Origin of the sequence: Xanthomonas codiaei (genome assembly GCF_002939785.1) — a bacterium.
GTDB classification, from domain to species: Bacteria; Pseudomonadota; Gammaproteobacteria; order Xanthomonadales; family Xanthomonadaceae; genus Xanthomonas; species Xanthomonas codiaei.
In genome coordinates, this window is sequence record NZ_MDEC01000036.1 from 18,101 (window position 1) to 30,258 (window position 12,158).

A 12,158-nucleotide genomic window follows, 5' to 3' on the forward strand; every position below is an offset into this window, starting at 1 on the left:
TGGCATGGCAGACCAGCCTGAACTTCCAAGCCGCCCGCGTGGCGGGCTGCGCCGTCTGTTGCCCTGGGGTGGCGCGGACAGCGCGCGCCCGGCGGCCGCCCTGCCGAGCGTGCGCAGTTCCGCGCACGGCGCACAGGCCATGGCTGCCCACCAGCTGGTACCGGCCAAGGCCAAGTCCGGCACGCACGATCCGGCCGCTGCCACGGCCATGCTGATCCGCCTGTTCTCGCATGCCGCACATCCGGAAGCCCTGCTGCTGGCGTTCGCCGACGGCATGGCCAGCCTGCATGGCGAACTCGGCGACATGGGCGTACGCCTGAGTACGGCCTACGCCGCCGGCGACTGGCTGGGCTATGGCCGCACGCTGCGCCAACTGATCGACAAGTACATCCGCACCATCGATATCGGCGACTCGCTGGCAGAAGGCCGTACCGAAGCCGAACAGCTGCGCGACCTGCTGCGCCATGCGCTGGGCAATGCCCTGGCCACCTTGCTGCAACGCAGCCCGGAGCTGGCCGAAGAGGCCCAGACCCTGGCATCGGCCCTGCGCCACTGGCGCCCGGGGCATGAACTGATCACGCTGGAGCAGCGCCTGCGCGAGCTCAGCCACCAGATCGGCCTGCGCGCCGAAGACGCCAGCGAGCAGCAGAACCTGTTGCTCGGCTTGTTCGACCTGCTGCTGGAGAACGTCGGCGAACTGCTGGACGATCGCAGCTGGTTGCAGGGCCAGATCTCGGTGGTGCGGCAGCTGCTGGCCGGCCCGCTGGACGGGGAGTCGATCGAGCAGGCGCGTGGCACCCTGCGCGAGGTGATCTACAAGCAGGGCCTGCTCAAGCAGGGCATCGCCGATTCCAAGACCGCCATGCGCGAGATGATGGTGTCCTTCGTCGACCGGCTCGACGGCATGGCCACCAGTACCGGCGAATATCACGACCGCGTTGCCGGCTATTCGCAGGCGATCGGCGACGCTCGCAGCATTCCCGATCTCAATCGCCTGCTGCAGGACGTGCTGCAGGACACCGCCGGGGTGCAGGCGCAGGCACTGGCCGCACGCGACGAACTGCTCTCGGCACGCCGCCAGGTCGAAGAGGCCGAACAGCGCATCGCCTCGCTGGAACAGGAGCTCAATGCGGTGGCTGGGCTGGTCCGCGAGGATCAGCTGACCGGCGCGCTCAACCGGCGCGGCTTCGAAGAACTGTTCCAGCGCGAAGCGGTCCGCACCCAGCGCAGCGGCCAGCCGCTGTGCGTGGCGATGCTGGACCTGGACGACTTCCGTCGCCTCAACGAGGCCCACGGCCATGCCGGCGGCGACGCCGCACTGCGCCACACCGTGGACGTGGCCAAGGCGGTGTTGCGCACCACCGACGCCATTGCCCGCTTCGGCGGCGAGGAATTCGTGCTGCTGCTGCCGGACTCGACCATCTTCGAAGCCAGCGCGGCGGTGATCCGTCTGCAGCGTGCATTGGCGCAGCGCTCGCTGTTGCACGAGGACGTGCGGATCTTCATCAGCTTCAGTGCCGGCGTGGCGCTGCGGCATGCCGACGAGACCCAGGACGAACTGATCCGGCGCGCCGACCGCGCCATGTACGACGCCAAGGCCGCGGGCAAGAATCGGGTGATCAGCGCCGATTAGTTCACCGAATGCTGTCGATCGCCCTGTTCGGTAGCGCGGGCAGTTGGGGCCACGCGCGCGTTGCAGGTCCTGCAGAGCCATCGTTCACGGCGATCGGGCCACGCCCTGATCGGCGCCAGGCGCCGTCGGTGGCACGTGCGCAGGACGCGTCGGCTGGGCCAGACCACACGGCGCTCTGGCTCGCCGCCCAGGGCCGGCATCGAACGAATGCGACAGACCACCGCGACCATGCGGATCGATATCGGCTGCATGTCGCCATCTGCTGCACCTGCCAGCCCGCCGCGCGCCTCGCCCCGAGGGACGCACGGGGACTCAGTGCGCGGCCTTGTTCCCGCGCAGCTTCTGGAACCCGGTCACCACCGCCAGCACCACCGCGCCGGCCACCACGCCCACTAGCATGTTGCCCAGCGTCTCCACCAGCCAGCCCATGCCGCCGGCGCCCTTGGCCAGATCCATCACCACGTGATGCAGCGCGGGGATGTTGTGCACCAGGATGCCGCCGCCGACCAGGAACATCGCCAGCGTGCCGGCCACCGACAGGAACTTCATCAACCACGGCGCGGCCACCAGGATGCCGCGGCCCAGCGCGGCCAGCGACGCGCCTTTGCGGGTCAGGTACAGGCCCAGGTCGTCCAGCTTCACGATCGCCGCCACCAGGCCGTAGACGCCGACGGTCATCGCCAGCGCAATCGCCACCAGCACCGCCACCTGCTGGCCGAACGACACCTCCGCCACCACGCCCAGCGACAGCACGATGATCTCCGCCGACAGGATGAAGTCGGTGCGGATCGCGCCCTTGACCTTGTCCTTCTCCAGCGCCACCACGTCCACGCTCTCGTCGGCCAGCGCGCGGGTGCGTTCGGCGTGCCGCTGCGCGTCCTCGTCTTCGCTGTGCAGGAATTTGTGCGCCAGCTTCTCCACGCCCTCGAAGCACAGGTAGGCGCCGCCGATCATCATCAACGGCATCACCAGCGGAATGGTGTAGCCGCGTCCGCGCAGCCAGGCCTCCAGTGCGCTGATCGCCAGCGCCGCCGGCACCAGGATCACCTTGTTGACCAGCGAGCCCTTGGCCACCGCCCACACCACCGGCAACTCGCGGTCGGCGCTGACGCCGGTCACCTGCTGCGCGTTGAGCGCCAGATCGTCGCCGAGCACGCCGGCGGTCTTCTTGGCCGCGACCTTGGTCAGGATGGAAACGTCGTCCAGCAAGGTGGCGATGTCGTCGAGCAGGGTGAACAGGCTGGCACCGGCCATGCGCAAGGTCCTTCGTGGGTGGCCGGGGATTCTCGCCGATCCGGCGCCCGCGTGGGGTGACGGCAGGCCATTGCGCGTTGATTGGGCGCCGATGCGCGAGCGCTGCCGGCACTGCCTCGCAGTCATGGCCAGCGCGTGCTGCCGCGCTCGCAAGCGATGGCGCGATGGGCCCGGATTCACCACCCGACGACCTGTCGCTGGCCACACTCGCCGCTTGCACGACGCCCGGAGAAGGCCTTGAGTCCCAACGATCCACAGCGCAGCACGGCCCCGGCCGCACACCCGGCCGACCACGCCGTGGTGGGTGGCATGAGCAGGCGCACGCAGATCCTGCGCCTGCTGCTGCGGTATCGCGGATCGGGCGTGTTCGCCGGCATGAACCTGGATCCGGCGGCCATCAACGAATACGAGGTGCCTGCCGAGGGTACGCCGGACCAATTCGTCTCCGACCTGGAGGCGCTGGGCCCCACCTTCGTCAAGCTGGGGCAGATGCTGTCCACGCGCCCGGACATCGTGCCGCCGGAGTTCGCCACCGCGCTGGAGCGCATGCAGGAGAACACCAGCTCGGTGCCGGTGGAGCGCATCCGCCAGATCATCGAAGACGAGCTCGGTGTCTCGGTCAACAAGGCGTTCTCGCATTTCGATCCGGTGCCGCTGGGCTGCGCATCGCTGGCGCAGGTGCACCGTGCCGCCCTGCGCGATGGCACCCCGGTGGCGATCAAGGTGCAAAAGCCCGAGGTGGCCGCACAGGTGCGCTCGGACCTGGACGTGCTCAAGAGCTTCGCCACCGCCGCCGATCGGCTGACCGGCATCGGTCGCCGGGTGCGCTTTGCCGACTGGCTGGGCGAATTCGGCAAGACCCTGCGTGCCGAACTCAATTACCAGGACGAAGCCGAAACCCTGGTGCGCTTCGGCAAGCATCTCAAGCCCTTCCCGCTGCTATGGGTGCCGCAGCCGATCTGGGATCTGAGCAGCCGGCGCGTGCTGACCATGCAGCTGGCCGAAGGCGTGCGCGTGGACAAGATCTCCGGTCTGCGCCGCACCGAGCAACCGATGGACGATCTGGCCGCCGAACTGGTCAAGGGCTACCTGGATCAGATGTTCGTGCACGGCGAAATCCATGCCGACCCGCATCCGGGCAACCTGCGCGTGCTGTCGGACGGGCGCCTGGCCATCTTCGACCTGGGCATGGTGGCGCACGTGCCACCGCGCCTGCGCGAGCGATTGCTCAAGCTGTTGTTCGCCGCGGTCGATGGCCGTGGCGAAGAGGTGGCCGAAGAGACCATCGCGCTCAGCACGCGGCTGGAGGATTACGACGAAGACCGCTACCAGCGCGAAACCGGGCAGATGATTGCGCGCTACGCCGCGCACGATGCCACCTCCGAAGGCCGCGTAGTGCTGGATCTGGTGCGCATCGCCACCTCCACCGGGCTGCGCACGCCACCGGAGCTGAGCCTGCTCGGCAAGACGCTGCTGAACCTGGAAGGCGTGTGCCGCGCGCTTTCGCCACAACTGGATACGCGCCGTATCGTCGAACGCCATCTGCAGCATGTGATGCGCGCGCGCCTGAAAAAATCTATGTCCGCCGCCAACCTGGCCAGCGAGGCGATGGAGCTGCAGCACCTGGTACGCGAAGGGCCGCGGCGCATGTCCGAGATCCTGTCGCTGGCGGCGGAAAACCGCCTGCAGATGCGCGTCACCGGGCTGGAAGAATCGCATCTGATGGAAAGCCTGCAGAAGATCGCCAACCGTGTCGCGGCCGGCATCGTGACTGCGGCATTGATCATGGCGTCGGCGCAGATGATGCGCATCGACACCGGCTTCAAGCTGTGGGGCTACCCCGCCATCGCGATGGTGCTGTTCCTGCTGGGCGTGGTGCTGGGCCTGGGCATCGTGGTCAGCGCGCTGCTGTTCGACCGCCGCGTGCGTGCACGCGAGGAACGCGGCCACCGCTAGCGCTGCGCTCGATCATGCCGCGAGAATTTTGCTGCACGACATACTCATGCTGCATGATGGTCCTTACTCATGCTGTATGGCCTTGTTACTGGTGCTGCATAGCCTTCGTCACTCGTGCTGCACAGTCTGCGTTATCTGCAAGGATGTAGTGCACTGCCGCCATTAAGAGCGGCTAACAAAACGTAGCGAGCGGTCGTCAGGTGGGTGCGGACGGCGCGGAGGAACCGCAGTGTACGAGTGGTACATGAGGATTCCGAGCACCGACCGCGCCCGCCTGGCGGCCGCGCAGTAGTTTTGCTAGCTGCTCTAAACAGGTGCTACGTAGGTGTACCACAGGTCTCGCAGCCAGCCGCAGCAAGCCCCTCTCCCCCCGGGAGAGGGGTTGGGGTGAGGGTACGGAGCAACACCACGCACCAACACGTCGCCCAAGCACCAGGCGTCTTCGCACCATCGCCGGCCATACGACAAGCAGCAAGACGCAAGCAGGCTCTGACGATGATGCTGACCACGCCAATTGCCTGCAGCATTGCGCTTGCACGCTGTGTGCGTGCTTTCGGACCGCCAGCCAAACAATGACCAGATGCACACGGCGAGCGCACTTGCTAGGTGCGCGCATCAGCCAACGCACCCGGTGGCCCGTCTCCAATCCCAACAAACATTTCAGTCAGCTTCGGCGCGGCATAGTCGGTCATCCGGGTGTCACATTGCGGTGACGCACAGGACATGGCGAGCCAGGCGTCCGCTACGCGCTCCCACCATTCCCCCATGGACGCTGCGCATGCATTGGATGTTGTTGGTTTCGTTGCTGCTGTTGTTGTGGTTGTTGGTCGCCTCCCCGCGCCTGGCATGGCTCAAGGCCGGCCTGTTGTCGCTGTTCCTGCTGCTGCTCAGTAGCTGGGGCCTGATCGACCGCCTCAGTGGCGACGGGATCAACGCGGCGACGCTCTATCACCTGCGCGCCGACATGGAGGGCGCCGGGGTCAGTGATTTCTCAGGCTACATCGCCGTGTTCGTCGGCATGCTGCTGCTCTCGCTCAGCCCGCTGCTGCTTGTGAAGGTGCGCCGCTTCCAGCGCACGCGCGGTGGCGGCGCGGTGTTCGCGGGCTTCGTAGCGGTGCTGCTCGTCGGCCAGGCGGTCAGCCCGCTGTATCGCGACGGCAAGCGGCTGTACTACCAGCTGCGCCCGGTCGACTATGCCACCGTCGTGCCCGAATACCAGGTGCCGCAGCAACCGCTGCACAAGCGCCGGAACATCGTGTGGATCTACGCCGAGAGCCTGGAGCGCACCTACTTCGACGAGGCGGTGTTTCCTGGATTGATGCCCAACCTGCGCGCGCTTGCCACCGAGGCGGTGGACGTGCGCAACCTCGCCTCCACCGAAGGCAGCGGCTGGACCATCGCCGGCATGGTGGCCTCGATGTGCGGCGTACCGCTCACCACTGCGCCGGGCGATGAAAACAGCATGGACCGCATGGGCCTGTTCCTGCCCGAAGCGCGCTGCCTGGGCGACTATCTCAAGGATCAGGGCTACCGCAATCACTATGTCGGCGGTGCCGACGCCAGCTTCGCCGGCAAGGGCCGTTTTCTGTCCAGCCACGGCTTCGACGTGGTGCACGACCTGCACCATTTCCACGACAAGGGCATCGCCCCCAAGCATTTCTCTGCCTGGGGCGTGCACGACGACGTGCTGCTGGAGGATGCCTGGGACAGTTTCCAGACGCTGTCGCGCGCCGGCCAGCCGTTCATGCTGACCACGCTCACCATGGATACCCATCACCCGGCCGGCCATCTGCCGCTGGCCTGCAAGGGCCAGCACTACGATGGCCCACTGGGTGACATCGGCCTGCTGCATGCGATACAGTGCAGCGACCGTCTGATCGGCGAGCTGGTCGCGCGCATCCGCAACAGCCGCTATGGCAACAACACGGTGATCGTGATCGCCTCCGATCACCTGGCCATGCCGAACGACCTCAGCAAGGTACTCGCCAGCCAGAAGCGCGAAAACCTGCTGCTGTTCCTCGGCAACGGCATCGCACCACAACAGGTGGTCACCCGCGCAGGCAGCACGCTCGATTCCGGTGCCACCTTGCTGCAGCTGCTGGAACCGGGCATACGCACCTTGGGATTCGGCCGCTCGCTGCTGGCCAACGATGCACCGCCCAGCGCCAGCGTGGCGGCCAGCCGTGACAGCGGCAAGGATTACCCGCGCTATCTGGCCTACGCACGCACGTTGTGGACCGGGCAGAGCACGCGCCTGCTGCGCGTCAACGGCAATGGCGATGTGGTGGTGGGCGTGCAGCAGGTCCGCCCGCCGGTATTGCTGGAATACGACGAAGACACCAATCTGAAGACGGTCTACCTGGAAAACACCTCGCGCCAGTTCGACCGCACCCGCAGCAAGGGCGCACTGGCCTACGTGGACCGCTGTACCGCGTTCGAGGATGGGTCGGCCGACGGCGACTGGTGCGCACTGGTGGTGGACCGCAACCAGCACATGAAGCTGTATCGCGACCCGGACCTCATCCGCGGCGTGGCAGTGGATGCGCCGCTGGATGTCGTCCCGCAGGGCCCGCGCCCGCGTGTACGCCAGCCGATCATGCTTACCCAGGCCGCACGCAAGACCGAGGCCGGCCGCTACATGCTGGAGGTCTATGCCAAACGTCGGCCCAGCCGCGCCTTCTGGGTCGAAGCAGTGTCCTCCGAGCGCAAGGTGGTGCTGGCGCAGCAGTGGGTGGTGCCCGATACCGCCGGGCGCATCCGCATGCCGGTGGGCCTGGAGCATGCCGTGGACGATCTGGAGATCCGCGCCTGGCTCGACTACACCGAAGACGTCAGCGTGGACGACCTGGCATTGGTCAAGCAGGGCGAGGGGGCCGATCGCTCCTGACCCGGGCCATCGCCTCCGGCGCACCCGCCGGGTGGTGGCAACGCCCGATTGCCTGCCGACGCTGGCGCGCCGCTGCGGTGACACAGCTTGTGCCCGCGACATCTCCGGCCGCTGTCATGCCGGGGACGGCCCGTGGCTGGGCGCGGACGTCGGCCGGCCTGGCCCGACGTCGCGCCCGCTGCCTGCTCAAGCGTCGCCGCTGGCGACGTTCAGAAGGTCTTGCATGCCCATGATGCCGAACACCCGCGCCGTCTGCGCCTGGACCACGGCATTGACGGCTTCGGCACCGTAGTCGGCAAAATCCACCGTCGTGCGCAACGGCCTGCTCCCCTTGGGCAATGCCAGGACCCGGGCGATCTCGTCGGCCACCGCCTGCACCGGCGCCTGCTGTCCGGCGCGATACAGGCGACGCAACCCGGGTTCGTAGTTGTCGAACTCCGCCTGCACCGCAGCGTAGCCCTGCGCGGCATCGGTATCGGCCGGGCGTACCGCGGTCTGGAAATGCGAGGTGCCATCCATGAAGGTACCGGGCATGACGATGACGGTGTCGATGCCCAGCGGACGCACTTCGTAGGCGGTGGTCTCGGCCACTGCATCGAATGCGTATTTCCCGGCCACGTACGGCATCATGAACGGCGCCACGATGCGCGTGATGGTGCTGCCCACGTACAGCAGCAGGCCGTCGCCCTGCTTGCGCATCTGCGGCAATGCGGCGCGATTGAGCCGATGCGCGCCCACCGCATTGGTGTTGAAGCTCTCGCTCAGTTGTTCGGCAGTGAATCCTTCGGCCATCCCGATGTACAGGTGCGCGGCATTGTGGATCACCACATCCAGCCGCCCCTGCTCGGCCACGATCCGGTCCACTGCGTGCTGGCACGAAGCCTGGTGATGGATATCCATGTCCACGACATGCACGCGCGTGCCATGGGCCTGCGCATGGCGTTCCAACGCCTCCCTGCGCGCCTTGCTGCGTCCATCCGGGTCGCGTACCCCGGCGTAGACGACATCGCCGCGGGCGATCAGGGTCTGCGCAGTGAGCAGGCCCATGCCGGAGCCGGCTCCGGAAATCAGTACGGTCTTCATCGCTCTCTCTCCCATGAAGTGTGGTCTGGTCGCAAGCGCGGCGCACGCGGCACCATGCCGGCGCGGGCGCTTGCAGGGGGGATTACAGGCGGGGAATGTCGCCGGCGCGGGCCAGCGGCAGGGGCTCCATCGCCTGGTTGGCATGCCGAACGCGCGCAGCGCGTTGCATGCGGCGCGCCGCTAGCTCGCGGACGCGGCCTTGCCTTGCCGGTGGAAGATGCGTCCACCGTGATGCAGTTCATTCGGACCGACGAAGATTCCCTCGGCCAAGGAACCGCGCGCGTCCAGGAAGCGGATCCGGTCGCGTTCCACCACGTAGCGGCCCTGTCCAGACTCGCCACGGCCGCCGGCCTGGGCGTGATATCCGGTCGGCAATAACTCCCGCCGCATGCTGCCGTCGGCGGTGACCCAGCTCCCCAGATAAGGATGCGCCTGCCGCCGCTGCCCGCCGCGTGCGTCGGTCGCATCGTCGCCTGCACGCAGTGACGGATCCAGCGACGCTGCAGCAGTGCAGAACACTGCCGCTCCTGCACCCAGGGCCACTGCCACTGCCAACGTCATCCGCGCATCGCTCATGTCCCTGCTCCGCCGGCAACCTGCGCGGGGCCACCTTGCAGCGCCTCGCCATAACGTGGCAGATCCAGGAATGCATTGACCTGCACCGCCTTGCCTTCGTGCATGCGCATGATCCAAGCGTAGCGGTTGCGGTACTCGCCGCCGTCGCGCACGCGACCAGCGCCTTCCCATTGCACGATGACATGTGCGCCATCGGCCCAGACCTGCCACTGCAGCGGACGCAATGGTGTGGACAGGCGGCTGGCCAGCGGCTGCACCGCACGCGCCATCAGCGCCTCACGGCCATGCAGCGTACCCGCATGCGGTCCGGACCCCTCGATGGTCCACACCACCTCCGGCGCGAGCACGCGATCGAAGAAGCCGCGCCCGCCGCTGGCCCATTGCCGGAATGCGCCATCGACGATACAGCGGTTGCGCTCGGTCGGTGTGGTTGCCTCGGCACAATCGGTGCCCGCGGCCATGCCCGCGGGCGCGGCGGCCACCACCTGCGCCAGCAGTGCGGCGGCGACCCACAGCAGTGCGTAACCAGAGACGTGCATGCGGTTCTCCTGCAATCAGCGGCGCGGTTCCAGGGTCGAGGTTCCATAGATGAGCTGCTGCGCCATCGGGCGGCCGATGAAGCGCTCCGGAAAGATCGGCGCCACCGCACTGGCCTGCTGCAGCCGCTCCAGCTGCGCCTCGCTCAGCGCCAGCGACAGCGCACCGAAATTGTCCTCGGCCTGTTCCAGCGTGCGTGCGCCCATCAACGGCGCCACCACTGCCGGATTACGCAGGGTCCAGGCCAGCGCCACCTGCGAGCGCGAGGCACCCAGTTCGTCGGCCACCGCGCCCACCGCATCGGCGATGTCCAGGGCCCGCGCGTTGAGATGTCCGGTCGAGGCGATCACGCCCTTGCGGCTGGCTGCGACCTCTGCCCCGTTCTCGTCGGACAGGTCGTCGCGGCTGTATTTCCCGGTCAGGATGCCGCCACCCAGCGGTGACCACGGCAGCACGCCCAGTCCCAGTTCGCGCGCCATCGGAATCAATTCGTGTTCGACGCTGCGCTCGACCAGGCTGTATTCGATCTGCAATGCCACCAACGGCGACCAGCCACGCAGGTCGGCCAGGGTCTGCAGCTGCGCCACCCGCCAGGCCGGTGTGTTGCAGATGCCCAGATAGAGAAGCTTGCCCGCGCGCACCAGGTCGTCCAGCGCCCGCATCACTTCATCCGGCGCGGTGGTGAAATCCCAGGCGTGCAGATAGAACAGGTCGATGCGATCGGTCGCCAGCTGGCGCAGGCTGGTCTCCACCGAGCGCACCAGGTTCAGGCGATGATTGCCACCGGAGTTTATGTTGCCGGCATCGCGCGCCATCGAGTACTTGGTCGCCAGCACGATGCGTTCGCGCTTGTCCTTGATGAGCTCGCCAACGATGCGTTCGGAAGCGCCGTTGGTGTAGTTCACCGAGGTGTCCAGGAAATTTCCGCCACGCTCCACATAGGCGTCGAAAATACGCTTGGCTTCGCCTGCATCGGCGCCCCAGCCCCAGTCCTGCCCGAAGGTCATGGTGCCCAGCGCCAGCGGCGACACACGCAGGCCCGAGCGGCCAAGCAGGCGGTAGCGATCCAGCGACGTGGTGTAAGGCATGCGTTTGCTCCTTGGGAAAATGAAGGGAACTCAATCGGTGTTGTGTGCAACGGCGATCAGCGTGCCTGCCGCCGGCAGTCGGGCGGTAGCCGTATCGTCTGCCATCCTTGCCTGATCGACCGGCCCTGCAGAGCTCGCATCGCGAGGTCCCGACGGCTGGCCTGCGTCCGGACGGCAGCCAGCGTGCCGTTGCACCGGCTAGGATGGAAGTATCGAAATTCCACCAGCGGCTGGATCAATTTTTATGAGCGAGGACATCGCCTGGGAAGATCAGCGGATCTTTCTTGCCGTGCTGGAAGAGGGCAGCCTGTCGGCCGCCGCGCGGCTGCTGGGCGTGACCCAACCCACGGTGCGCACCCGCCTGGCCGCACTCGAACGCATGCTGGGCACCACGCTGTTCACCCGGTCGATTACCGGTCTGACCCCCACCGAACAGGCACGCGCCTTGGCCGAGTCCGCCCGCAGCATGGCGCGCGCGTCGGCGCAGTTCGTGCGCCTTGCCTATAGCCCACCGGGCGAGATCGCCGGCAGCGTCCGCATCGGCGTTTCCGAGTTCGTCGGAATCGAGGTGCTGCCTGCCATGCTAGCCAGCCTGCGCGCAACGCACCCGCGCATCGTGGCGGAGGTCTCGCTCAGCAACAACGCGGCCGACCTGCTGGAACAGGAGGTCGATCTCGCCGTGCGGATGCATCCGCCAACGCAAAGCGCCCTGGTCGCACGCAAGGTTGGCGCCATTGCGCTGGGCCTGTTTGCCCATCGCGACTACCTCGCACGCCATGGCGTCCCCGGCTCGGCGGACGCCCTGCTGCAGCACGCGCTGATCGGCCCGGACCGATGCCGCGCCGACCTGGCGTTCGCCACGGTGCTGCATCCGGAGCTGGGGCGCGCGCAGCTGAGCGTCCGCACCGACAGCCACCCGGCACAACTGACGCTGGCGCGCGCCGGGCTGGGCATCGTGGTGGCGCAGTGCCCGGTGGCACGCGCGCACCCGGATCTGGTGCAGGTGCTGCCCGAGCTCGTGCTGCCCGCGCTGGAGACCTGGATCGTGACGCACGAGGACCTGCGCAACGTGCCGCGCGTGCGCGCGGTATTCGATCATCTGGCAGGCGCCTTTCAGGCCTACCTGCAGTCATGACGCCGCGCT

Annotated in this window: 9 protein-coding genes and 1 other RNA gene; 4 read left to right on the plus strand and 6 right to left on the minus strand. The window is 67.4% G+C overall.

The features are described from left to right. Positions 1-4: 4 nt before the first annotated feature. A complete protein-coding gene (locus XcodCFBP4690_RS19435) occupies positions 5-1,633 on the plus strand; it encodes a GGDEF domain-containing protein (protein ID WP_104543603.1) in 1,629 nt (542 codons plus the stop codon). 312 nt (positions 1,634-1,945) lie between these two features. Here XcodCFBP4690_RS19435 and XcodCFBP4690_RS19440 read toward each other — a convergent pair whose 3' ends face one another. Further along, positions 1,946-2,887, minus strand: a complete 942-nt coding sequence (locus XcodCFBP4690_RS19440) for a DUF808 domain-containing protein (protein WP_104543605.1) — start codon at positions 2,885-2,887, stop codon at positions 1,946-1,948. A 309-nt stretch (positions 2,888-3,196) separates the two neighbouring features. Here XcodCFBP4690_RS19440 and XcodCFBP4690_RS19445 point away from each other — a divergent pair, with 309 nt between their 5' ends. Then, the gene (locus tag XcodCFBP4690_RS19445) at positions 3,197-4,843 is read left to right on the plus strand and encodes an ABC1 kinase family protein (RefSeq protein ID WP_244183736.1); all 1,647 of its coding nucleotides are present in this window, start codon (positions 3,197-3,199) and stop codon (positions 4,841-4,843) included. 170 nt (positions 4,844-5,013) lie between these two features. Here the strand turns inward: XcodCFBP4690_RS19445 and XcodCFBP4690_RS19450 are convergent. Continuing rightward, positions 5,014-5,089, minus strand: a non-coding RNA gene (locus XcodCFBP4690_RS19450) — sX9 sRNA. A 532-nt stretch (positions 5,090-5,621) separates the two neighbouring features. Here XcodCFBP4690_RS19450 and XcodCFBP4690_RS19455 point away from each other — a divergent pair. Further along, positions 5,622-7,730, plus strand: a complete 2,109-nt coding sequence (locus XcodCFBP4690_RS19455) for a phosphoglycerol transferase I (protein WP_104543607.1) — start codon at positions 5,622-5,624, stop codon at positions 7,728-7,730. Positions 7,731-7,916: 186 nt separating this feature from the next. On the opposite strand, the gene XcodCFBP4690_RS19460 is transcribed toward XcodCFBP4690_RS19455, so the two are convergent. The 4 genes from XcodCFBP4690_RS19460 to XcodCFBP4690_RS19475 all read right to left on the minus strand — a co-directional run bounded on the left by XcodCFBP4690_RS19460 (position 7,917) and on the right by XcodCFBP4690_RS19475 (position 11,014). After that, positions 7,917-8,813 carry an SDR family oxidoreductase gene (locus XcodCFBP4690_RS19460; protein WP_104543609.1) on the minus strand — a complete coding sequence of 299 codons (897 nt, stop codon included), beginning with the start codon at positions 8,811-8,813 and terminating at the stop codon, positions 7,917-7,919. A 180-nt stretch (positions 8,814-8,993) separates the two neighbouring features. Continuing rightward, complete coding sequence (locus XcodCFBP4690_RS19465) at positions 8,994-9,389, minus strand: Atu4866 domain-containing protein (protein WP_104543611.1); 396 nt, start codon at positions 9,387-9,389, stop codon at positions 8,994-8,996. After that, positions 9,386-9,928 (minus strand): nuclear transport factor 2 family protein, encoded by a 543-nt coding sequence (locus XcodCFBP4690_RS19470; protein WP_104543641.1) that lies wholly within the window; start codon positions 9,926-9,928, stop codon positions 9,386-9,388. The genes XcodCFBP4690_RS19465 and XcodCFBP4690_RS19470 overlap by 4 nt, the downstream gene beginning before the upstream one ends. A gap of 15 nt (positions 9,929-9,943) precedes the next feature. Further along, on the minus strand, positions 9,944-11,014 hold the full coding sequence (locus XcodCFBP4690_RS19475; protein ID WP_104543613.1) for an aldo/keto reductase: 1,071 nt from the start codon (positions 11,012-11,014) through the stop codon (positions 9,944-9,946). Between the two features lie 244 nt (positions 11,015-11,258). Between XcodCFBP4690_RS19475 and XcodCFBP4690_RS19480 the strand changes: the two genes are divergently transcribed. Then, the gene (locus tag XcodCFBP4690_RS19480) at positions 11,259-12,149 is read left to right on the plus strand and encodes a LysR family transcriptional regulator (RefSeq protein ID WP_104543615.1); all 891 of its coding nucleotides are present in this window, start codon (positions 11,259-11,261) and stop codon (positions 12,147-12,149) included. Positions 12,150-12,158 lie beyond the last annotated feature (9 nt).